Source organism: Pseudomonas sp. NY8896, from assembly GCF_039634505.1.
The window spans coordinates 698,458-720,294 of record NZ_CP132350.1 but is presented as its reverse complement, the minus strand read 5'-3'; the positions used below and the strand labels follow the sequence as shown (position 1 = coordinate 720,294).

General features: G+C 62.1%; 18 protein-coding genes. 7 read left to right on the top strand and 11 right to left on the bottom strand.

Annotated features, from left to right (window positions below; genetic code table 11):
* Window positions 1-44: 44 nt before the first annotated feature.
* Window positions 45-353 (top strand): ribosome assembly RNA-binding protein YhbY, encoded by a 309-nt coding sequence (gene yhbY / locus Q9451_RS03140; RefSeq protein ID WP_003249945.1) that lies wholly within the window; start codon window positions 45-47, stop codon window positions 351-353.
* 12 nt (window positions 354-365) lie between these two features.
* Here yhbY and Q9451_RS03135 read toward each other — a convergent pair whose 3' ends face one another.
* From Q9451_RS03135 to grpE, 8 genes are all read right to left on the bottom strand, one after another.
* Window positions 366-815, bottom strand: coding sequence for a hypothetical protein (locus tag Q9451_RS03135; RefSeq protein WP_012053750.1), 450 nt, complete (start codon window positions 813-815; stop codon window positions 366-368).
* The gene (gene greA, locus Q9451_RS03130; protein ID WP_003249939.1) at window positions 793-1,275 is read right to left on the bottom strand and encodes a transcription elongation factor GreA; all 483 of its coding nucleotides are present in this window, start codon (window positions 1,273-1,275) and stop codon (window positions 793-795) included. The genes Q9451_RS03135 and greA overlap by 23 nt, the downstream gene beginning before the upstream one ends.
* Window positions 1,272-4,493, bottom strand: a complete 3,222-nt coding sequence (carB, locus tag Q9451_RS03125; RefSeq protein ID WP_012274252.1) for a carbamoyl-phosphate synthase large subunit — start codon at window positions 4,491-4,493, stop codon at window positions 1,272-1,274. The genes greA and carB overlap by 4 nt, the downstream gene beginning before the upstream one ends.
* 105 nt (window positions 4,494-4,598) lie before the next feature.
* A complete protein-coding gene (carA, locus tag Q9451_RS03120) occupies window positions 4,599-5,735 on the bottom strand; it encodes a glutamine-hydrolyzing carbamoyl-phosphate synthase small subunit (RefSeq protein WP_003249935.1) in 1,137 nt (378 codons plus the stop codon).
* 264 nt (window positions 5,736-5,999) lie between these two features.
* The gene (gene dapB, locus Q9451_RS03115) at window positions 6,000-6,803 is read right to left on the bottom strand and encodes a 4-hydroxy-tetrahydrodipicolinate reductase (RefSeq protein WP_012274253.1); all 804 of its coding nucleotides are present in this window, start codon (window positions 6,801-6,803) and stop codon (window positions 6,000-6,002) included.
* A 13-nt stretch (window positions 6,804-6,816) separates the two neighbouring features.
* The gene (gene dnaJ, locus Q9451_RS03110; RefSeq protein ID WP_012274254.1) at window positions 6,817-7,941 is read right to left on the bottom strand and encodes a molecular chaperone DnaJ; all 1,125 of its coding nucleotides are present in this window, start codon (window positions 7,939-7,941) and stop codon (window positions 6,817-6,819) included.
* Window positions 7,942-8,134: 193 nt separating this feature from the next.
* On the bottom strand, window positions 8,135-10,060 hold the full coding sequence (dnaK, locus tag Q9451_RS03105) for a molecular chaperone DnaK (protein ID WP_012274255.1): 1,926 nt from the start codon (window positions 10,058-10,060) through the stop codon (window positions 8,135-8,137).
* Window positions 10,061-10,161: 101 nt separating this feature from the next.
* Window positions 10,162-10,716 carry a nucleotide exchange factor GrpE gene (grpE, locus tag Q9451_RS03100; RefSeq protein ID WP_012274256.1) on the bottom strand — a complete coding sequence of 185 codons (555 nt, stop codon included), beginning with the start codon at window positions 10,714-10,716 and terminating at the stop codon, window positions 10,162-10,164.
* Window positions 10,717-10,906: 190 nt separating this feature from the next.
* On the opposite strand from grpE, the gene recN reads away from it, so the two are divergent.
* Window positions 10,907-12,580 (top strand): DNA repair protein RecN, encoded by a 1,674-nt coding sequence (gene recN / locus Q9451_RS03095; protein WP_012274257.1) that lies wholly within the window; start codon window positions 10,907-10,909, stop codon window positions 12,578-12,580.
* A 117-nt stretch (window positions 12,581-12,697) separates the two neighbouring features.
* Here the strand turns inward: recN and fur are convergent, their stop codons facing one another.
* Window positions 12,698-13,102, bottom strand: coding sequence for a ferric iron uptake transcriptional regulator (fur, locus tag Q9451_RS03090; RefSeq protein WP_012274258.1), 405 nt, complete (start codon window positions 13,100-13,102; stop codon window positions 12,698-12,700).
* A 97-nt stretch (window positions 13,103-13,199) separates the two neighbouring features.
* Between fur and bamE the strand changes: the two genes are divergently transcribed.
* Entirely contained in the window at window positions 13,200-13,736 is a 537-nt protein-coding gene (gene bamE / locus Q9451_RS03085; RefSeq protein WP_012274259.1) for an outer membrane protein assembly factor BamE, read from the top strand.
* Between the two features lie 60 nt (window positions 13,737-13,796).
* Here bamE and Q9451_RS03080 read toward each other — a convergent pair whose 3' ends face one another.
* Window positions 13,797-14,231, bottom strand: coding sequence for a type II toxin-antitoxin system RatA family toxin (locus Q9451_RS03080; protein ID WP_012274260.1), 435 nt, complete (start codon window positions 14,229-14,231; stop codon window positions 13,797-13,799).
* 163 nt (window positions 14,232-14,394) lie between these two features.
* Here Q9451_RS03080 and smpB point away from each other — a divergent pair, with 163 nt between their 5' ends.
* Window positions 14,395-14,877: an SsrA-binding protein SmpB gene (smpB, locus tag Q9451_RS03075; RefSeq protein WP_012274261.1), complete on the top strand. Its 483-nt coding sequence runs from the start codon at window positions 14,395-14,397 to the stop codon at window positions 14,875-14,877.
* A 132-nt stretch (window positions 14,878-15,009) separates the two neighbouring features.
* Here the strand turns inward: smpB and Q9451_RS03070 are convergent, their stop codons facing one another.
* Window positions 15,010-15,777, bottom strand: a complete 768-nt coding sequence (locus Q9451_RS03070) for an FCD domain-containing protein (protein WP_012274262.1) — start codon at window positions 15,775-15,777, stop codon at window positions 15,010-15,012.
* A 254-nt stretch (window positions 15,778-16,031) separates the two neighbouring features.
* Between Q9451_RS03070 and Q9451_RS03065 the strand changes: the two genes are divergently transcribed.
* The 3 genes from Q9451_RS03065 to Q9451_RS03055 all read left to right on the top strand — a co-directional run bounded on the left by Q9451_RS03065 (window position 16,032) and on the right by Q9451_RS03055 (window position 21,797).
* On the top strand, window positions 16,032-17,702 hold the full coding sequence (locus tag Q9451_RS03065; protein WP_012274263.1) for a lactate permease LctP family transporter: 1,671 nt from the start codon (window positions 16,032-16,034) through the stop codon (window positions 17,700-17,702).
* 63 nt (window positions 17,703-17,765) lie between these two features.
* Window positions 17,766-18,911 carry an FMN-dependent L-lactate dehydrogenase LldD gene (gene lldD / locus Q9451_RS03060; protein WP_012274264.1) on the top strand — a complete coding sequence of 382 codons (1,146 nt, stop codon included), beginning with the start codon at window positions 17,766-17,768 and terminating at the stop codon, window positions 18,909-18,911.
* 75 nt (window positions 18,912-18,986) lie between these two features.
* Window positions 18,987-21,797, top strand: coding sequence for an FAD-binding and (Fe-S)-binding domain-containing protein (locus tag Q9451_RS03055; RefSeq protein WP_012274265.1), 2,811 nt, complete (start codon window positions 18,987-18,989; stop codon window positions 21,795-21,797).
* The last annotated feature ends 40 nt before the right edge of the window (window positions 21,798-21,837 follow it).

Sequence of the window (21,837 nt, the reverse complement as noted above, 5' to 3'; positions counted from 1 at the left end):
AAATGCCGGTCAATTTTACAGAATCAGACGGAAAGGGTCAGATTATGCCGCTCAATAACGAGCAGAAGAAGCAATACAAGTCCATTGGTCATGACCTGAAGCCGGTCCTGATCGTTGCTGGCAACGGTTTGAATGAAGGCGTCATCGCCGAATTGGAGCGCGCGCTGGTCGACCATGAGCTGATCAAGGTCGAAATTCGCTCGGAAGACCGCGAAGAACGTGCCGAAACCATTGCAGAACTGTGCAAGGCCGGCCGTGCCGAGCTGGTGCAGACCATCGGCAAGAAAGCCCTGATCTACCGCAAGAACCCACAGCCGAACAAGCAGCTGTCCAACATCCACCGTTACAAGTAACGGTAGCTCCGATCAGTGGCGCGGTGAACGCGCCCTGACCGGGACCGGTTGGGCCACCAGCACGATGCCGGAAAAACCCAGTACCAGGAAACAGAACATCTGCCAGCGCTCGCCTACGGAAATACCGTAGCGCAAGGTGTAATACCCCACGCACGCACCGAAACCGAGCAACAACATCTGGCCACGAAACTGCCGCCACCAGGCCGCCAGGCCGTCCACCCTCGCCAGCACCGCAAGCTGGGTCAACAAACCAAGCAACGCCACGCCGATCAACCAGCGGTCGATCTGCCCGGCGATATCCTGCACCAGCAGCGGCGCCAGGCCACTGACCTTGAGCGCAGGCACCAGCCCCACATGGAACACCCACAGGCCACCGACCCAGAACACCTGGGCCAATTGCCAGAGGATCCCCTCGAGGGATGGCGCCCGCAGGCGCCGGTCAGATGTGCTTGACTTCGACAATCTCGTACTCGACCGTGCCGCTAGGCGTCTTGACGACGACAGTATCACCTTCTTCCTTGCCGATGATGGCACGGGCAATCGGCGCACCGCTTGAGAGCTTGCCCTGTTTCACGTCGGCTTCATCCTCGCCGACGATCTGATAGGTCACCTCTTCATCGGTTTCGGTGTTGGCCAGTACCACGGTGGTACCGAAAATCACCTTGCCGGTGTGAGGGATCGTGGTCACGTCGATCACGACCGAATTCTGCAGACGGCCTTCGATATCGCGGATACGCGCCTCGACCATGCCCTGCTCTTCACGGGCAGCATGGTATTCGGCGTTTTCCTTGAGGTCACCCAGCTCACGTGCTTCACCGATCGCCTGGCTCAGGCGTGGGCGCTCGGTCTTGCTCAGGAACAGGTGCTCCTCTTCCAGGGCGCGAGCGCCCTGGACGGTCATCGGGTACTTGGTAATGCTCATGCTTTCAGTCCTGCATGCAGATCTTGCAAGCGACGAACGGTCTTTTCCGGACCAAACTTCAGCGCTTCGCAGATGGCTTCACCGGCCGCAATGGTCGTGGTGCAGTAAATCTTGTGCTGCAGCGCATTGCGACGAATCGAGTAGGAATCGGCGATCGACTGGCGGCCTTCGGTGGTGTTGATGATCAGCGACACTTCGTCGTTCTTGATCATGTCGACCACGTGCGGGCGACCTTCGGTCACCTTGTTCACACGGCGTACTTTCAGGCCAGCCGCCTCGATAACCTTGGCGGTGCCAGCAGTTGCAACCACTTCGAAGCCCAGGGCGATCAGGTCGCGAGCAACGCCTGCCACTTGTGGCTTGTCGTCGTCACGCACGCTGATGAACGCGGTACCGCCGGTCGGCAGCACTTCGCTCGCACCCATCTGAGCCTTGGCGAAGGCTTCACCGAAGCTGTCACCGACACCCATGACTTCACCGGTCGATTTCATCTCAGGGCCGAGGATCGGGTCAACCCCTGGGAACTTGGCGAACGGGAAGACGGCTTCCTTGACGCTGTAGAAGTTCGGGATGATTTCCTGGGTGAAGCCCAGCTCTTTCAGGGTTTTGCCAGCCATGACGCGGGCGGCGATCATGGCCAGGGAAGTGCCGATGCACTTGGACACGAACGGCACGGTACGCGAGGCACGCGGGTTGACTTCGATCACGTAGATCTTGTCGCCCTGCAGGGCCAGCTGCACGTTCATCAGGCCGACCACGCCCAGCTCCAGGGCCATTTTCTTGACCTGTACGCGGACTTCGTCCTGCACTTCCTTGCTCAGCGAGTAAGGAGGCAGCGAGCACGCCGAGTCACCGGAGTGAACGCCGGCCTGTTCGATGTGCTGCATGATCGCGCCGATGACCACGTCGGTGCCGTCGCACACCGCATCCACGTCCATCTCGATGGCGCAGTTGAGGAAGTGGTCGAGCAGTACCGGGCTGTCGTTCGACACCTGAACCGCTTCACGCAGGTAGCGCTTCAGCTCGTCCAGCTCGTAGACGATTTCCATGGCGCGGCCGCCCAGTACGTAGGATGGGCGCACAACCAGCGGGTAACCGATGCCGCCCGCAGCGCGGATGGCTTCTTCTTCACTGCGCACGGTGGCGTTTGGCGGCTGCAGCAGGCTCAGGCGCTGAACCATCTGCTGGAAGCGCTCACGGTCTTCGGCGCGGTCGATGGCGTCAGGACTGGTACCGATGATCGGTACGCCAGCTTCTTCCAGAGCGCGGGCCAGTTTCAGCGGGGTCTGGCCGCCGTAGTGAACGATCACGCCTTTCGGCTTCTCGACGCGGCAGACTTCCAGCACGTCTTCCAGGGTCAGCGGCTCGAAGTACAGACGGTCGGAAGTGTCGTAGTCGGTAGAGACAGTTTCCGGGTTGCAGTTGACCATGATGGTCTCGTAACCGTCTTCACGCAGCGCCAGGGCAGCGTGTACGCAGCAGTAGTCGAACTCGATACCCTGGCCGATACGGTTAGGGCCGCCACCCAGGATCATGATCTTGTCGCGGGTCGACGGGTTGGCCTCGCACTCTTCCTCATAGGTGGAGTACAGGTAGGCGGTGTCGGTGGCGAACTCGGCGGCGCAGGTGTCGACGCGCTTGTACACCGGGAACACTTCCAGCTTGTGGCGGTGACGGCGCAGGTTCTTGTCGGTGATGCCCAGCAACACAGCCAGACGCTGATCCGAGAAGCCCTTGCGCTTGAGGCGCAGCATGTAGTCCTTGTCGATCGCCGACAGGGCCAGGGTCTTGACCTTCTCTTCTTCCTTGATCAGATCTTCCATCTGCACCAGGAACCACATGTCGATACCGGTCAGGGCGAAGATTTCTTCACAGGTCATGCCCGAACGCATGGCGTCAGCCACGTACCAGATACGCTCGGCACCCGGCACGGTCAGCTCGCGCTTGAGGATGCTGGCAGCTTCCGGGCTGGCCAGGTCGACTTTAGGGTCGAGGCCGCAAGCACCGACTTCCAGGCCGCGCAGGGCTTTCTGCAGGGATTCCTGGAAGGTACGGCCGATGGCCATGACTTCACCCACGGATTTCATTTGGGTGGTCAGGCGGGCGTCGGCTTTCGGGAATTTCTCGAAGGCGAAGCGTGGCAGCTTGGTGACGACGTAGTCGATCGACGGCTCGAAGGAAGCCGGGGTGCGGCCGCCAGTGATGTCGTTCTGCAGCTCGTCGAGGGTGTAGCCAATGGCCAGCTTGGCGGCGATCTTGGCGATCGGGAAGCCGGTAGCCTTGGAAGCCAGGGCGGACGAACGCGAAACGCGCGGGTTCATCTCGATCACGACCATACGGCCAGTGTTCGGGCAAATGCCGAACTGCACGTTGGAACCGCCGGTTTCCACACCGATTTCACGCAGCACCGCCAGCGAGGCGTTGCGCATGATCTGGTATTCCTTGTCGGTCAGGGTCTGTGCCGGAGCGACAGTGATCGAGTCACCGGTGTGCACACCCATCGGGTCGAAGTTTTCGATGGAGCAGACGATGATGCAGTTGTCCTTTTTGTCGCGGACCACTTCCATCTCGTACTCTTTCCAGCCGATCAGCGATTCGTCGATCAGCAGCTCTTTGGTCGGCGACAGGTCCAGACCACGGGTGCAGATTTCTTCGAACTCTTCACGGTTGTAAGCAATACCACCGCCAGTGCCACCCATGGTGAACGACGGGCGGATGATGCATGGGAAGCCGAGCTTCTCGAGGACCGCATTGGCCTCTTCCATGCTGTGGGCGATACCGGAGCGCGGGCACTCCAGGCCGATGTCCTTCATCGCCTTGTCGAAGCGCGAACGGTCTTCAGCCTTGTCGATGGTGTCGGCGTTGGCACCGATCATCTCTACGCCGAACTTCTCCAGAACGCCGTGGCGCTCCAGGTCCAGGGCGCAGTTCAGTGCAGTCTGGCCACCCATGGTCGGCAATACGGCGTCTGGGCGCTCTTTCTCGATGATCTTGGCCACCGACTGCCACTTGATCGGCTCGATGTAGGTGGCGTCGGCCATGGCCGGGTCGGTCATGATGGTGGCTGGGTTGGAGTTCACCAGGATGACGCGGAAACCTTCCTCGCGCAGGGCTTTACAGGCCTGGGCGCCGGAGTAGTCGAATTCGCAGGCCTGGCCGATCACGATCGGGCCAGCGCCGAGAATCAGGATGCTTTTGATGTCTGTACGTTTTGGCATGGTGGTCACTCAAATCCGGGGTCAGTCGGCAAGCCGCTTTGAACAATCTGGGTCAGGCGCTTCCGGGCGCGGCAGGAGCCGGCCCGGGGCCTTGATGCAGGATGCTCAGCGGCGCTTGGCCATGGCATCGGTGAAACGATCGAACAGTGGCGCGACGTCGGTCGGGCCTGGGCTCGCTTCAGGGTGGCCCTGGAAGCTGAACGCGCTCTTGTCGGTACGCTCGATACCTTGCAGGGTGCCGTCGAACAGCGACTTGTGGATGGCGCGGACGTTACCCGGCAGGGTGGCTTCGTCAACGGCAAAGCCGTGGTTCTGGCTGGTGATCATGACCACGCCGGTGTCCAGGTCCTGGACCGGGTGGTTGGCACCATGGTGGCCATGGCCCATTTTCACGGTCTTGGCGCCGGAAGCCAGGGCCAGCAGCTGGTGACCGAGGCAGATGCCGAATACCGGGATCTCGGTTTCGAGGATTTCCTTGATCGCCTGGATGGCGTAGTCGCACGGCTCGGGGTCACCAGGGCCGTTGGACAGGAACACGCCGTCCGGGTTGAGTGCCAGCACTTCGCTGGCCGGGGTCTGGGCCGGCACCACGGTCACGCGGCAGCCACGAGCAACCAGCATGCGCAGGATGTTCAGCTTGACGCCGTAGTCGAAGGCAACCACGTGATACGGCAGGTCGGCAGCGTCGATGGTCGGGTGGCTGTCGGTTTTCAGCTCCCACACACTGGAGCGCCATTCGTAGCGTTCCTTGGTGGAGACAACCTTGGCCAGGTCCATGCCCTTCAGGCCTGGGAAGCCACGGGCAGCGGCGATGGCGGCTTCTTCGCTGATGTTGTCACCGGCGAGGATGCAACCGTTCTGGGCGCCCTTTTCACGCAGGATACGGGTCAGGCGGCGGGTGTCGATGCCGGCGATGGCAACGACGTTGTTGGCCTTGAGGTACTCAGGCAGCGACTGGGTGTTACGCCAGTTGCTGGCCAGCAGCGGCAGGTCACGGATGACCAGGCCAGCGGACCAGACGCGGTTCGACTCGGCATCTTCCGGCGTGGTGCCGGTGTTGCCGATGTGCGGGTAGGTCAGGGTAACGATTTGCTGCGCATAGGAAGGGTCTGTAAGGATTTCCTGGTAGCCGGTCATAGCGGTGTTGAATACCACCTCACCAACGGTCTGACCGTCGGCACCAATGGCTTCACCGCGAAAAATACTGCCGTCGGCAAGGGCGAGTATGGCTGGCTTTGTCAAGAAGACCTCCCGTAAATCAAGCATGAAAGGGCGATCGCAGGTTGCAAAAAAGCGGAGTGACGTATGGACACGTCACCCCGCTTTCATGTGCTGAATTCAATTCGCTGCGCGCTTTTAGTGGACACACTAAAGCTGTAGCTTACAGAAAAGTGCGTTTTCGGTCTACCGTGGATGTGTCTCTAAAACACATGAATGCGACAGGCTGACGTCGATGGGGGCCTCTTCGCGGGCAAACCCGCGAAGAAACCAACACCGCGTAGCGGCTTAACGCAGCTCGAGCACATCCTGCATGTCGTACAGCGCAGGCTCACGCCCATCCAGCCACAGCGCCGCACGCACGGCACCCTTGGCGAAGGTCATGCGGCTGGAGGCCTTGTGGGTGATTTCCAGGCGCTCGCCTTCGGCAGCAAACAACACAGTGTGATCGCCCACCACGTCGCCGGCCCGCACGGTAGCGAAGCCGATGGTCTTGCGATCACGCGCGCCGGTCTGGCCTTCGCGGCCATACACCGCCACTTCCTGCAGGTTACGCCCCAGCGCATTGGCAACCACTTCACCCATGCGCAATGCAGTACCCGACGGCGCATCGACCTTGTGCCGGTGGTGCGCCTCGATGATCTCGATATCGACATCATCACCCAGCACCCGCGCCGCCATATCCAGCAACTTGAGGCTAAGGTTCACACCCACACTGAAGTTGGCGGCGAACACGATTGGAATGTCCTTGCCGGCCTCGGCCAGCAACTGCTTCTCTTCGACAGAGAAGCCCGTGGTGCCAATGATCATGGCTTTGCCGTGCTTGCGGCAGAACGCCAGATTCTTCAGGGTCACCGAAGGGTGCGTGAAGTCGATCAGCACGTCGAACTCGTCAGCCACCTTGGCCAGGTCATCGGAGAGCAACACACCGATCCGGCCGAGGGCCGCCAGCTCACCAGCATCAGCGCCCACCAGCGAGCTGTCAGGGCGATCGATCGCCGCCGTCAGCCCAGCACCAGGGGTTTGCTGTACGGCTTCGATCAGGGTCTTGCCCATCCGCCCAGCCGCACCCATTACCGCAATACGTCGCATAGCCATTTCCTTGTCAGAGATCGCCGAAGAAGCGCTTCACGCCATCGAACCAGCCACTGGCCTTGGGCGAGTGGGAGCTGTCGCCTTCCAGCGAATCACGCAGTTCCTCGAGCAGCTCGCGCTGGCGGCGGCTGAGGTTGACCGGGGTTTCCACCGCTACGCGGCACAGCAGGTCGCCCGCACCACCACCACGTACCGGAGCAACGCCCTTGCCGCGCAAACGGAACTGCTTGCCGGTCTGGGTGCCTTCCGGAATTTTCAGCTTCACGCGGCCATCCAGGGTCGGCACTTCCAGCTCGCCGCCCAGGGCGGCATCGGTGTAGCTGATCGGCACTTCGCAGTACAGGTGCTTGCCGTCGCGCTGGAAGATCTCGTGCTCACGCACGCTGATCACCACGTACAGATCACCGGTCGGGCCACCATGGGTACCGGCCTCACCCTCGCCCGACAGGCGAATGCGGTCACCGGTATCGACACCCGCCGGCACCTTGACCGACAGCGTCTTGTATTCTTCGACACGGCCTTCGCCGTGGCACGAGGTGCACGGGTCGGTAATGATCTTGCCTTGGCCATGGCAGCGCGGGCAGGTCTGCTGCACCGAGAAGAAGCCTTGCTGCATGCGCACCTGGCCGATGCCGCCGCAGGTCGGGCAGGTCGAAGGGGTCGAACCCTTCTTAGCACCAGAACCGTCGCAAGGCTGGCAGTTGACCAAGGTAGGCACGCGAATGCTGACCGTGGTGCCGCGCACCGCTTCTTCCAGGTTCAGTTCAAGGGTGTAGCGCAGGTCGCTGCCGCGCTGGGCACCGCCACGTCCGCCACCGCGGCCGCCACCGAAGAAATCGCTGAACACATCACCGAAGATGTCGGAGAAGTTGGCGCCACCGAAGCCGGCACCGCCGCCACCCATGCTTGGGTCGACGCCAGCGTGGCCATACTGGTCGAAGGCCGCGCGCTTGCTCGCGTCAGACAGCACTTCGTAGGCCTCGTTGGCCTCCTTGAACTTGTCTTCCGACTCTTTATCGCCCGGGTTGCGGTCCGGGTGATACTTCATCGCCAGACGGCGATACGCCTTCTTGAGGTCAGCTTCGCTGGCGCCGCGCTCGACACCCAGGACCTCATAATAATCACGCTTGGACATAGGTCATTTGCACCTTGTTAGGCGTCAGGCATCTGCGCCGCGCCGTCAGCACCTGCCCACCCCCAAGGAGCGCTGACAGATGCTGTAAAATTCTCGAATTCCAGATACGCCAACGCGGGAGCAAGCCCCCGCGCGGCGACATCCTACCAGTTCACCGGCAAACACCGGTGAACTGGCCGACAACATGCAACGATTACTTCTTGTCGTCGCCTTTCACTTCTTCGAACTCGGCGTCAACCACGTCATCGTGCTTGGCTTCCGGCTCGGCCTGCTGCGCGCCACCCTGAGGCTGTTCGGCCGACTGCTCGGCGTACATCTTCTGGGCAACCGGGGCAGAGACTTTGGACAGCTCTTCGACCTTGGCGTCGATTGCGGCCTTGTCGTCGCCTTTGACAGCGGCTTCCAGGGCAACCACGGCAGCTTCGATCGCGGCCTTCTCTTCAGCAGTGACCTTGTCACCGGCATCAACGACCATCTTGCGAGTCGAGTGCACCAGCGCGTCACCCTGGTTACGGGCAGCGGCCAGTTCTTCGAACTTGCGGTCTTCCTCGGCGTTGGCTTCGGCGTCACGCACCATGCGCTCGATTTCCTCGTCCGACAGACCGGAGTTGGCCTTGATCACGATCGACTGAGCCTTGCCGGTGGCCTTGTCTTTGGCGCCAACGTGCAGGATGCCGTTGGCGTCGATGTCGAAGGTCACTTCGATCTGCGGTACACCACGTGGTGCTGGCGGAATGTCAGCCAGGTCGAACTTGCCCAGCGACTTGTTCTGCGCAGCCTGCTTACGCTCACCCTGCAGCACGTGAATGGTCACGGCGCCCTGGTTGTCATCGGCGGTCGAGAACACCTGCGACTTTTTGGTCGGGATGGTGGTGTTCTTCTCGATCAGCGCGGTCATCACGCCACCCATGGTTTCGATACCCAGGGTCAGCGGGCTGACGTCCAGCAGCAGTACGTCTTTCACGTCACCGGCCAATACCGCGCCCTGGATGGCAGCACCCATGGCAACTGCTTCGTCCGGGTTGACGTCCTTGCGCGCTTCTTTACCGAAGAAGTCAGCAACGGTTTTCTGCACCAGCGGCATACGGGTCTGGCCACCGACCAGGATCACGTCGTCGATCTTGCTGGCGTCGATGCCGGCGTCTTTCAGGGCGATGCGGCAAGGCTCGATGGTACGTTGAACCAGGTCTTCAACCAGCGACTCCAGCTTGGCGCGGGAGATTTTCACGTTCAGGTGCTTCGGACCTGTCGCATCTGCGGTGATGTACGGCAGGTTGACGTCGGTCGACTGAGTCGAGGACAGCTCGATCTTGGCTTTCTCGGCAGCTTCTTTCAGGCGCTGCAGGGCCAGCGGATCGTTCTTCAGGTCCATGCCGGACTCTTTCTTGAACTCGTCGACAAGGTAGTCGATCAGGCGCATGTCGAAGTCTTCGCCACCCAGGAAGGTGTCGCCGTTGGTGGCCAGTACTTCGAACTGATGCTCACCGTCGACTTCGGCGATTTCGATGACCGAAACGTCGAAGGTACCACCACCCAGGTCATAAACGATGACGGTGTGGTCGCCTTTGGCCTTGTCCATGCCGTAAGCCAGAGCAGCGGCGGTCGGCTCGTTGATGATGCGCTTGACGTCCAGACCAGCGATGCGGCCGGCATCCTTGGTGGCCTGGCGCTGGCTGTCGTTGAAGTAGGCCGGAACGGTGATGACCGCCTCGGTGACAGGCTCGCCGAGGTAGTCTTCGGCGGTCTTCTTCATTTTTTTCAGCACTTCGGCGCTGATTTGCGGTGGCGCCATGTCCTTGCCGCCGGCCTGTACCCAAGCGTCGCCGTTACCGCCCTTGACGATTTTGTATGGCACCAGCTTGATGTCTTTCTGCACGACCTCTTCTTCGAAGCGGCGGCCAATCAGGCGCTTCACTGCGAACAGGGTGTTGTGCGGGTTGGTCACAGCCTGGCGCTTGGCCGACTGGCCAACCAGGATTTCGCCGTCGTTGGCATAAGCCACGATCGAAGGGGTAGTACGCGCGCCTTCGGCGTTTTCGATGACCTTGACGTTACCGTTTTCCAGAATGGAGACGCACGAGTTGGTGGTCCCCAGGTCGATACCGATGATTTTGCCCATGTTAACTCTCCCGAAACTTGAATTTGGCGGCAGCGGCTACTTCGGCCAACTGCGGTAATACTTGATCGCTTGACACCTAGATGGGGATGCCCGGACTAATTTCAAGCCTTCTCGTCGATAGAAGGTTGCGGGGCAGCCGGCGCCTTGCTGACCACCACCATGGCGGGGCGCAGCAGGCGGCCATTCAGCAGGTAGCCTTTCTGGAACACGTTCAGCACGCTGTTTGGCTCTACTTCGGCGTTTTCCTGCATGGCCATGGCCTGGTGGTGCTCAGGGTTGAACGGCTGACCGTGCGGGTCGACAGCTTCGAGGTTGTAGCGCTTGAGGGTGTCCTGGAACATCTTCAGGGTCAGCTCGACGCCTTCACGAATCTGCTTGACGTGCTCGTCGTCGGCGCTGGAGTGAGCCAAGGCCAGTTCCAGGCTGTCGATCACCGGCAGCAGGTCGCTGGAGAATTTCTCGAGGGCGAACTTGCGGGCCTTGTCGACTTCCTGCTCGGCGCGGCGAATGCTGTTCTGCGCTTCTGCTGCGACACGCAGGGACTGATCCTTGGCGGCGGCCAGCTGCTCCTCGAGCTCCTGAACGCGGGCGCCGTTATCCACTGCAGCGGCTTCTTCGGCATTAAGGTCTTTCTCGTTCAGCTGATCGTCAGCCATGGGTTCTCTCCTCCGCAATTTCTGTAGTACGAGCAAAGCTCGCCGTGTCTGCCGGCTATATGGGGCCTGAAAAACCAGCTTCAAGGGGCAAGGTGGTTTTCAGGGCCGCAACAGAATCTGCCAAGGGGCATTGGCAGGCCTGAAAAAAGTACTGTATAAATAACCAGACCTGACTTTCGGGAGCCGCCCCATGCTGGTGCACCTGTCCATTCACAATTACGCCATCGTCGAGCACCTCGACCTCGAAATCGCCCGTGGCATGTCTGTCATCACCGGCGAGACCGGCGCCGGCAAATCGATCATGCTCGATGCCCTTGGCCTGGCCCTGGGCGACCGGGCCGACAGCGGCGTGGTGCGCCCCGGCACCGACAAGGCAGACATCCTCGCCACCTTCGACCTGGTGGACATCCCCGAGGCGCATGCCTGGCTGACCGAGCGCGACCTGGACAACGACGGCCTGTGCATCCTGCGCCGGGTGATCACCGCCGAAGGCCGCAGCCGCGGCTACATCAACGGCACGCCCTGCCCGCTTGGCGACCTTAAAGCGCTGGGCGAACTGCTGATCGACATCCATAGCCAGCACGAGCACCAGTCGCTGCTCAAGACCGACACCCATCGCCGCTTGCTCGACGAGTATGCGGGCGCCGTCGACCTGGCCCGCCAGGTACAGCTGGCGGCCAAGCGCTGGAACCAGACCCGCCTGGAGCTGGAGCGCCTGTCCAATTCCGGCGACGAGCAGCGCGCCCGCCACCAACTGCTCAGCTATCAGCTGGAAGAACTGGACAATTTGGGCCTTGGCGAGCACGAACTGGAGCAGCTGGAACAGGAGCACAAGAACCTGACCAGCGCCGAAGCCCTGTTCGGCATCTGTCGCCAGGTCATCGACCAGTGCAGCGAGAGCGACTCGGGCAACGTGCTCAGTGCCCTCACCTCCTGCCTCAATCGTCTGGGTGCCGCCACCAACTCACCCAAGGCACTGGGCGAAGCAGCCAACCTGATCGCCAGCGCGCAAATCCAGGTCGAGGAAGCCGTGGGCGAACTCAACCGCTTCCTCGACAACTTCGATGCCGACCCGATGCGCCTGCAGGCCTTGGAAGAGCGCCTCGACACCCTCTATACGCTGGCGCGCAAACACCGCGTGCACCCCACCGAACTGCCTCACCTGCAGCAACGGCTGATGGAAGAAATCGAAGGCCTTAACGCCAGTGACGAGTCGATCGAGCGCCTGGGTGAAGAGCTTGCCGCCTTCGCCCAGCACTATAAAGAGAAGGCCCGCGAACTCAGCGGCCTGCGTCAGCAGGCAGCCCAGCAACTGGCGGGCGCCGTCGAACAGGAAATCCAGCGCCTGGGCATGCCTGGCGGTCGCTTCTGCATCGAGCTGACACCTAACGAGGGCTCCGACCTCTCACCCCATGGCCTGGAGCAGATCGAGCTGCTGGTCAGCGCAAACCCCGGCCAACCACTCAAAGGCCTGGCGAAGGTGGCCTCGGGCGGCGAACTGTCGCGTATCAGCCTGGCGATCCAGGTGATCACGGCACAGACCTCGCGCATCCCGACCCTGGTATTCGACGAAGTCGACGTGGGTATCGGCGGCCCCACTGCCGAAATCGTCGGCCAATTGCTGCGTCGCCTGGGCGAGCGTGGCCAGGTGCTGACCGTGACACACCTGCCACAGGTAGCAGCACAAGGACATCATCACCTGTTCGTACACAAGGTGCGCAACAGTGATACCACCCACACCGCCGTGGCCAGCCTGGGCAAACGTGAGCGGGTAGAAGAAGTGGCGCGGATGCTGGGCGGCATCGACCTGACCAAAGAGTCCTTGGCGCATGCGCGCAAGATGGTGGTTTCCGGCAAGGCTTGATGCTGCTCTACCAGGCCAATGCAGTCGTTGTGAAAGCGGCCTGCGTTGCCTTAAGACCCTCAGAAAGCACAAAGGCGACCCGAAGGTCGCCTTTGCTATTCATAACGATATAAATCGTTACTTCTTCTTACGCACGTACAGGACCAGATTGTGGTCCACCAGCTCGTAGCCATGCTCGGCCACGATTTCGCGCTGGCGCTTCTCGATTTCGGCATCCATGAACTCGATGACTTCACTGGTATCCACGTTCACCATATGGTCGTGGTGACCGCCATCGGCCAGTTCGAACACCGCGTGGCCGCCGTCGAAGTTGTGGCGAACCACCAGACCCGCCGCTTCGAACTGAGTCAGCACGCGATAGACGGTGGCCAGGCCCACATCTTCGCCAGCCTCCATCAGCGCCTTGTAGACATCCTCTGCACTCATGTGACGCTGCTCGGTAGAGTCGAGCATCTGAAGGATCTTTACTCGAGGCAGGGTCACCTTGAGACCGGCTTTGCGCAATTCGCTATTTTCAACCATGGTCAGCTTTCTCGCCGATGCTGCTTCGCAGCTTCTCTTAATACGGGTATGATCGGGGTTTACGTTGTCCAGCCAAGATAGTGGAAGTCGCCCACCGATGCAAAACACCAAGCTCTTGCTAACCAGCCTCACCCTAGTGGGACTGCTCGCACTCGCCGGTTGCTCGTTTCCCGGGGTTTACAAAATCGACATCCAGCAGGGCAATGTCGTCACGCAAGACATGATAGACCAATTACGCCCGGGAATGACCCGACGGCAAGTAAGGTTTATCATGGGCAACCCGCTGATTCAGGATACCTTCAACACCAACCGTTGGGATTACCTGTACAGCCTGCAGCCTGGTGGCGGTAAACGCCAGCAAGAGCGCATGAGCATCTTCTTCAACGAAAGCGACCAACTGGTCAGCCTGTCTGGCGACTTCATGCCGGGCGTAAGCCGCGACCAGGAAATCCTCGGCGGCAGCAGCGACACCACCGTCAGCCCAGCCACCGAGCCAGGCCAGGCCGAACAGCCGGCACCACAGCCGGTGGAAAAACCAGCCAAGCCTGGTTCGACCGAAGAGTCCATCCAGCGCGAAATCGATACCATCGAGACCACCCCAGTCCCGACGCCAGCACCGCTGGAAACCCGGTAATCGCACAGCAGATACAAAAAAGCCCGGACCTGGTCCGGGCTTTTTTTTGCGCCTTATCCGTCAGGCATGCAATTGCTTGGCGCGCTGGCAGAAGGCATCGACCAGGGTGTTGGCTGCCTGATTGAACAGCGGCCCCAACGTGGCACGCACGATCGGCCCGGCATAATCGAAGGACAGGTCCAGGCTGATCTTGCAGGCTTTTTCACCCAGCGGTTTGAACACCCACACACCATGCAGCTGAGTGAATGGCCCCTCTTCGAGGTTCATCTCGATGGACTGCCCCGGCACCAGCACATTGCGCGTGACGAAGTGCTGGCTCATGCCGCCCTTGGCCACTTCGAGCTTGGCCCGCATGTGCGTGTCACTGGCTTCGATCACCGTCGAGGCCGAGCACCACGGCAGAAACTCAGGGTAGCTGGCCACATCGTTGACCAGATCGTAGAGCGCCTGGGCGGGGTATGGCAGCAGGGCGGAGCGTTGAATATGGGTAGTCATCCAGGCGTCACTTCCAAGGCTGGGTGGCGGCGCTTCGCAGCGTGCCGAAAACAGGTTCTGTGCGTATGACAGGGGTTGTATTGTCCGGTATTCATTCCGGTGGCTCAAGCACACCGAAATCCCATAGCGGACGACGCGCGGACTTGCCTATAATGCCGCCCCTATGGCTAAGCAAAAAAAACATCCGACCGGGACCATCGCGCAAAACAAGAAAGCGCGACACGATTACTTCATCGAACACAAGTTCGAGGCCGGGCTGGTCCTGTCCGGCTGGGAAGTAAAAAGCCTGCGAGCTGGCAAGGCGCACCTGACCGACAGCTACGTGCTGCTCAAGGACGGTGAAGCCTGGCTGTTCGGCAGCCACATCACCCCGCTGACCACCGCCAGCACCCACGTCATCGCCGACCCCATCCGCACCCGCAAGCTGCTGCTGAACAAGCGCGAGCTTGAGCGCCTGGAAGCGGCCGTGGCGCAAAAAGGCTACACCTGCGTGGCCTTGGCGCTGTACTGGAGCAAGCACCTGATCAAGTGCGAAATCGCACTGGGCAAGGGCAAGAAGGAGTTCGACAAGCGCGACACCATGCGCGAGCGCGACTCCAACCGCGAGCTGCAGCGGGCTGTGCGGAACAAGGGCAAGGAAGACTAGATCTTCTTTCGCCTGTTCGGCCCTCTTCGCGGGTAAACTCGCCCCCACAGGTATATCACTGCCCTTGAAGGCTGTGAGAACCCTGTGGGGGCGGGTTCACCCGCGAATAGGCCAGCACTGCCACCACAAATCTCAACGCCCGCTACGCCGCTCTGCCCGCGCCACCCGCTGCGCCTCTTCGTGCGCCTCTTGCAGCACCTCCTGCACATACAGAATGTGCCGGCTGGACACCTCGCGCGCATCCTCCGCCCTGCCCTCGACAATCGCCAGGTACAGCTCCCGGTGCTGACTGATCAGCATGTCCCGGGTTTCGGTGCGCTGCTGGTACATGCCGCCAATGTTAGTCACCACGTTGCGCTTGAGCAGGTCGAACAACCCCCGAATGGTATGCAGCAACACTGCGTTATGGCTGGCCTCGGCAATCGCCAGGTGGAAGCGTGCATCCGCCGCGCCCTCCTCCGCCCGAGTCACTTCGTCGACCCTGGCATAGCAGTCCTGCAACACATCGAAGGCCGCCTTCAACCGCGCTCGGTCAGGCTCGGTGGCACGCTGGGCAGCATAGTAGGCACAGGACGCCTCCAGGGTATGGCGGAATTCGAGCAGGTCACGCTGCGCCTCAGCACTGTGCTCGAGCAACTGCAGCAATGGGTCGCTGAAGGTGGACCCCAGCGACTCGGCAACAAAATTGCCCCCGCCCTGACGGCTGACCAGCAGCCCTTTGGCCACCAGCTTCTGGATCGCCTCACGCAGTGACGGGCGGGACACACCAAATTGCTCGGCAAGGACGCGCTCGGCCGGCAGCCGCTGCCCCGAGGTCAGCGTGCCTTCCAGAATCATCCCTTCCAACCGATCGACAATGTCGTCGGACAGGCGCCGTTGGCGGACCTGATCAAAAACCATCACATGCTCTCCACAAACCCCCAGCAAATGTCAGGGGCGCCTATTCTCGCCGATCCAGGCCGCGCACACACCCATCAAGCCGCGATTTTCCCAACGCATCAGGTGCCCGCTCATCGGCACGCGACCAAAGTTTTGCGCAGGACAAATTGACACACCCACGACAGCGCTTTTAACCTAGCGACCAGCCATTGTAAATTGGTCTTACCAATTATCCAATGCCAGTGCTGACCAACAACAATTAGGGGCCACCCCATATGCAAACCTGGCAACAACTCTATAGCCCGCTTGGTAGTCTTGGCCTGTCCGCACTGGCGGCGGTCATCCCCATCGTGTTCTTCTTCCTGGCCCTCGCCGTGTTCCGCCTCAAGGGCCACGTAGCGGGCAGCATCACCCTCGCGTTGTCGATCCTGGTGGCGATCTTCGCCTTCCAGATGCCTGTCGACATGGCCTTCGCCGCCGCGGGTTACGGCTTCCTCTACGGCCTCTGGCCAATTGCCTGGATCATCGTTGCCGCGGTGTTCCTGTACAAACTCACGGTCAAGAGCGGCCAGTTCGAGGTGATCCGCAGCTCGGTGCTGTCGATTACCGACGACCAGCGCCTGCAAGTACTGCTGATCGGCTTCTGCTTCGGTGCCTTCCTGGAAGGCGCTGCAGGCTTCGGCGCACCCGTGGCAATCACTGCCGCGCTGCTGGTGGGCCTGGGCTTCAACCCGCTGTACGCCGCCGGCCTGTGCCTGATCGCCAATACCGCACCGGTGGCCTTCGGCGCCCTGGGCATCCCGATCATCGTGGCCGGCCAGGTCACCGGCATCGACGCCTTCCACATCGGCGCCATGACCGGCCGCCAGCTGCCACTGCTGTCGCTGTTCGTGCCGTTCTGGCTGGTGTTCATGATGGACGGCCTGCGCGGCGTGAAGGAAACCTGGCCTGCCGCGCTGGTCGCCGGCCTGAGCTTCGCCGTCACCCAGTACTTCACTTCGAACTTCATCGGCCCAGAGCTGCCAGACATCACCTCGGCACTGGCCAGCCTGATCTGCCTCACCCTGTTCCTGAAGGTCTGGCAGCCCAAGCGTTCGTTCAGCGAAGCCAAGGGCAGCGTCGGCGCCGCCGTGGTGCAGCCAAGCGGCAGCCAGCCTAGCCCGTACAGCTTTGGCGAGATCTTCAAGGCCTGGTCGCCGTTCCTGATACTGACCGTACTGGTCACCATCTGGACCCTGAAGCCGTTCAAGGCAGCGTTCGCCCCAGGCGGCGCGATGTACAACTTCGTGTTCAACTTCGCCATCCCACACCTCGACCAGCTGGTGATCAAGACCGCACCGATCGTTGCTGCGCCGACCGCCATGCCTGCGGTGTTCAAGCTCGACCCGATCTCCGCCACCGGCACCGCGATCTTCCTCTCGGCACTGATCTCCATGGCGGTGCTGAAGATCAACTTCAAAACTGGTCTTACCACTTTCAAAGAAACCTTCTGGGAACTGCGCTGGCCGATTCTGTCGATCGGCATGGTGCTGGCCTTCGCCTTCGTCACCAACTACTCCGGCATGTCCTCGACCATGGCCCTGGTGCTGGCCGGCACCGGCGCTGCATTCCCGTTCTTCTCGCCGTTCCTCGGCTGGCTGGGCGTGTTCCTGACTGGCTCGGACACCTCGTCCAACGCCCTGTTCAGCTCGCTGCAGGCCACCACCGCGCACCAGATCGGGGTCAACGACACCCTGCTGGTAGCGGCCAACACCAGCGGCGGCGTGACCGGCAAGATGATCTCGCCGCAATCGATCGCCGTGGCCTGCGCCGCCACCGGCCTGGTGGGCAAGGAATCGGACCTGTTCCGCTTCACCGTCAAGCACAGCCTGTTCTTCGCCACCATCGTCGGCCTGATCACCCTGATCCAGGCTTACTGGCTGACCGGCATGCTGGTTCATCACTAAAGTGAAAGGGGCCGGGCGCCATCGCGCGCCCGGCACTCCCCACAAGCAACGCTGCGAGAATCCATGATCATTTCTGCCTCTACCGACTATCGCGCCGCGGCCCAACGCAAGCTGCCTCCCTTCCTGTTCCACTACGCCGATGGCGGCGCCTACGCCGAGCACACCCTGCGCCACAACGTCTCGGACCTGGCCAGCATTGCCCTGCGCCAGCGCGTGCTGAACAACATGTCCGAGCTCAGCCTTTCCACCCGCCTGTTCGACGAAACCCTGAGCATGCCGGTGGCCCTGGCCCCGGTCGGCCTCACCGGCATGTACGCCCGCCGTGGCGAAGTGCAGGCGGCGCGTGCGGCGGCCGCCCATGGCATCCCGTTCACCATGTCCACGGTGTCGGTGTGCCCGATCGAAGAAGTGGCGCCCGCCATCGACCGGCCGATGTGGTTCCAGCTGTATGTGCTCAAGGACCGCGGCTTCATGCGTAACGCCCTGGAGCGGGCCAAGGCTGCCGGGGTCAAGACCCTGGTATTCACCGTCGACATGCCAGTGCCCGGCGCCCGCTACCGCGACGCCCACTCCGGCATGAGCGGCAAGAACGGCCCGCTGCGCCGCGTGCTGCAAGCCATGACCCACCCAGAGTGGGCATGGGATGTCGGCGTGATGGGCCGCCCGCATGACCTGGGCAACATTTCCAAATACCGTGGCAACCCAACCGGCCTTGCCGACTACATCGGCTGGCTGGGTAACAACTTCGACCCATCCATTTCCTGGAAAGACCTGGAATGGATTCGTGAGTACTGGGACGGCCCGATGATCATCAAGGGCATCCTCGATGCCGACGACGCCCGCGATGCGGTCAAATTCGGTGCCGACGGCATCGTGGTGTCCAACCACGGCGGCCGCCAGCTCGACGGCGTGCTGTCCAGCGCCCGCGCCCTGCCGGCGATTGCCGACGCGGTCAAGGGCGACCTCAAGATTCTGGCCGACTCCGGCATTCGCAGCGGCCTGGACGTGGTGCGCATGATCGCCTTGGGCGCCGACACCGTCTTGATCGGCCGCGCCTTCCTCTACGCCCTTGCCGTGCATGGCCAGGCCGGGGTGAAGAACCTGCTGGAGCTGTTCGAGAAAGAAATGCGCGTGGCCATGGTGCTGACCGGTGCCAAGTCGATCAGCGAGATCACCCGCGACTCGCTGGTACGCGAACTGGGCGCCTGACCGCCTGCAAGAACGACCGCCTGATTGACCCGGGGCATGTGGCGCACAGACGCCACAGCCCCGCGAGGAGATTGCATGAGCCTGCCCGCCGCGTTCCTGCGTGATGCCGAGCGCCTGATACCCGCCGAACGCCGCTTCGACGACCCCACTTCCACCCTGGCCTTCGGCACCGACGCCAGCTTCTACCGGTTGATCCCCAAGCTGGTGGTACGCGTCGAGTCCGAGGACGAAGTGGTCGGCCTGATCAAACTGGCCCAGCGCGAGCGGGTGCCGGTCACCTTCCGCGCCGCCGGCACCAGCCTGTCCGGCCAGGCCATCACTGACTCGGTGCTGATCGTACTCGGCGACAGCTGGGGGGGTAAGGAAATCCGCGGCCAAGGCGAGCAGATCCGCCTGCAACCTGGCGTGATCGGCGCCCAGGCCAACGCCTGGCTGGCCCCCTTCGGCCGCAAGATCGGCCCGGACCCGGCCTCGATCAACGCCTGCAAGATCGGCGGCATCGTCGCCAACAACGCCAGTGGCATGTGCTGCGGCACCGCGCAGAACACCTACCACACCCTGGCCGGCCTGCGCCTGGTGCTGGCCGACGGCACCCGCCTGGACAGCGAAGACCCGGCCAGCGTGGCCGCCTTCGAAACCAGCCACGCCGAGCTGCTGGAGGCGCTGGCCCGCCTGGGCCGCGAAACCCGCGCCAACACAGCGCTGGCCGAACGCATCCGACACAAATACCGGCTGAAGAACACCACCGGCCTGTCACTGAACGCACTGGTGGACTACGACCAGCCGCTGGATATCCTGCAACACCTGCTGGTTGGCTCCGAAGGCACCCTGGGCTTCATCAGCGCCGTCACCTACGACACTGTGCCCGACCACCCGCACAAGGCCAGCGCCCTGCTGGTGTTCCCCAGCGTCGAAAGCTGCTGCCGCGCGGTGACCGTGCTCAAGCACCAGCCAGTCTCGGCCGTGGAACTGCTCGACCGCCGCAGCCTGCGCTCGGTGCAGAACATGCCTGGCATGCCGCTGTGGGTAAAAGGCCTGTCGGACAACGCCTGCGCCTTGCTGATCGAGTCCCGCGCCGCCAGCCAAAGCCTGCTGCACGAGCAACTGCAACAGGTGATGGCCTCGATCGCCGACTACCCACTGGAACAACAGGTGGACTTCAGCGAAGACCCGGCCGTGTACAACCAGCTGTGGAAAATCCGCAAGGACACCTTCCCCGCTGTCGGCGCTGTGCGTCAGACCGGCACCACAGTCATCATCGAAGACGTCACCTTCCCCGTCGAACAGCTGGCCGAAGGCGTCAACCGCCTGATCCAGCTGTTCGACAAGCACCGCTATGACGAAGCGATCATTTTCGGCCATGCACTGGAAGGCAACCTGCACTTCGTCTTCACCCAGGGCTTCAACAGCGCCGAAGAAGTCGCCCGTTACCAGGCGTTCATGGACGACGTGGCGCAACTGGTGGCGGTGGAGTTCGGTGGCTCGCTCAAGGCCGAACACGGCACCGGGCGCAACATGGCGCCGTTCGTGGAGCTGGAATGGGGCCATGACGCCTACCAGCTGATGTGGCAGCTCAAGCGCCTGCTCGACCCCAACGGCATTCTCAACCCCGACGTGGTGCTGAGCGAAGACCCGGACATCCACCTGAAAAACCTCAAGCCACTGCCTGCCGCCGACGAAATCGTCGACAAGTGCATCGAATGCGGCTTCTGCGAACCGGTGTGCCCGTCCAAGGGCCTGACCCTCAGCCCACGCCAGCGCATCGTCATGTGGCGTGACATCAAGGCCAAGCAACGCGCCGGCATCGACACCCGCGAACTGATGCAGACCTACCAGTACCAGGGCATCGACACCTGCGCCGCCACTGGCCTATGTGCCCAGCGCTGCCCGGTCGGCATCAACACCGGCGAACTGGTGAAGAAACTGCGTAGCCAGGCCGCCGACCACAAAAAAACCGCCGATTGGCTGGCCGAACATTTCCACACCGCCCTGAGCGGTGCGCGCCTGACACTCACTGCCGCCAACACCGCCCGCAAGCTGCTGGGTGCCCCGCGCCTGGGCCGCTTGAGCGCCTCGCTGAGCAAAGCCAGCAAAGGCCGCCTGCCACAGTGGACCCCGGCCATGCCGCAACCCCTGCGCCCGATCAGCTTCGGCCCGGCCAGCAACGATGCCCGCCCCCGCGTGGTGTACCTGGCGGCCTGCGTTTCACGGGTGATGGGCCCGGCCTACGCCGACCGCGAACAAAGCTCGCTGCTGGACAAAACCCGCGCCCTGCTGGAAAAGGCCGGCTACCAAGTGGTGTTCCCCGACAACGCCGACGGCTTGTGCTGCGGCCAGCCGTTCGCCTCCAAGGGCTACCCCGAGCAGGCCGAACACAAGCGCCAGGAACTGATCAACGCCCTGTTGCACGCCAGCCGTGGCGGCCTCGATCCGATCTACTGCGACACCAGCCCCTGCACCCTGCGCCTGGTGCAAGACCTGGGCGACACCCGGCTGGACCTGTACGACCCGGTGCGCTTCATTCGCACCCACCTGCTCGACCGCCTGGAATTCACCCCCCAGGACGAACCCGTAGCCGTGCACGTGACCTGCAGCACCCAGCATCTGGGTGAAAGCCAGGCGCTGATCGACCTGGCGCGGCGTTGCAGCAAACAGGTGGTCATCCCCGAAGGCATTCATTGCTGCGGCTTTGCCGGCGACAAAGGCTTCACCACCCCCGAGCTGAACGCCCATTCGCTGCGCAGCCTGAAAGATGCCGTGCAGTATTGCAGCGAAGGCATCTCCACCAGCCGCACCTGCGAGATTGGCCTGTCGAGCCACAGCGGCATCGACTACCACGGCCTGGTCTACCTGGTAGACCGCGTCACCCGCCCCCGCAGCATCTGAAGGCTGGCACCTTCACCTTTGTAGGAGCGGCCTTGTGTCG

Bases quoted from the DNA above. Each gene is read 5' to 3' on its own strand.
- yhbY (WP_003249945.1), top strand. From the start codon at position 45: ATGCCGCTCAATAACGAGCAGAAGAAGCAATACAAGTCCATTGGTCAT.
- greA (WP_003249939.1), bottom strand. From the start codon at position 1,275: ATGAGCATTACCAAGTACCCGATGACCGTCCAGGGCGCTCGCGCCCTG.
- carB (WP_012274252.1), bottom strand. From the start codon at position 4,493: ATGCCAAAACGTACAGACATCAAAAGCATCCTGATTCTCGGCGCTGGC.
- dapB (WP_012274253.1), bottom strand. From the start codon at position 6,803: ATGCGACGTATTGCGGTAATGGGTGCGGCTGGGCGGATGGGCAAGACC.
- dnaJ (WP_012274254.1), bottom strand. From the start codon at position 7,941: ATGTCCAAGCGTGATTATTATGAGGTCCTGGGTGTCGAGCGCGGCGCC.
- dnaK (WP_012274255.1), bottom strand. From the start codon at position 10,060: ATGGGCAAAATCATCGGTATCGACCTGGGGACCACCAACTCGTGCGTC.
- grpE (WP_012274256.1), bottom strand. From the start codon at position 10,716: ATGGCTGACGATCAGCTGAACGAGAAAGACCTTAATGCCGAAGAAGCC.
- recN (WP_012274257.1), top strand. From the start codon at position 10,907: ATGCTGGTGCACCTGTCCATTCACAATTACGCCATCGTCGAGCACCTC.
- fur (WP_012274258.1), bottom strand. From the start codon at position 13,102: ATGGTTGAAAATAGCGAATTGCGCAAAGCCGGTCTCAAGGTGACCCTG.
- bamE (WP_012274259.1), top strand. From the start codon at position 13,200: ATGCAAAACACCAAGCTCTTGCTAACCAGCCTCACCCTAGTGGGACTG.
- Q9451_RS03080 (WP_012274260.1), bottom strand. From the start codon at position 14,231: ATGACTACCCATATTCAACGCTCCGCCCTGCTGCCATACCCCGCCCAG.
- smpB (WP_012274261.1), top strand. From the start codon at position 14,395: ATGGCTAAGCAAAAAAAACATCCGACCGGGACCATCGCGCAAAACAAG.
- Q9451_RS03070 (WP_012274262.1), bottom strand. From the start codon at position 15,777: ATGGTTTTTGATCAGGTCCGCCAACGGCGCCTGTCCGACGACATTGTC.
- Q9451_RS03065 (WP_012274263.1), top strand. From the start codon at position 16,032: ATGCAAACCTGGCAACAACTCTATAGCCCGCTTGGTAGTCTTGGCCTG.
- lldD (WP_012274264.1), top strand. From the start codon at position 17,766: ATGATCATTTCTGCCTCTACCGACTATCGCGCCGCGGCCCAACGCAAG.
- Q9451_RS03055 (WP_012274265.1), top strand. From the start codon at position 18,987: ATGAGCCTGCCCGCCGCGTTCCTGCGTGATGCCGAGCGCCTGATACCC.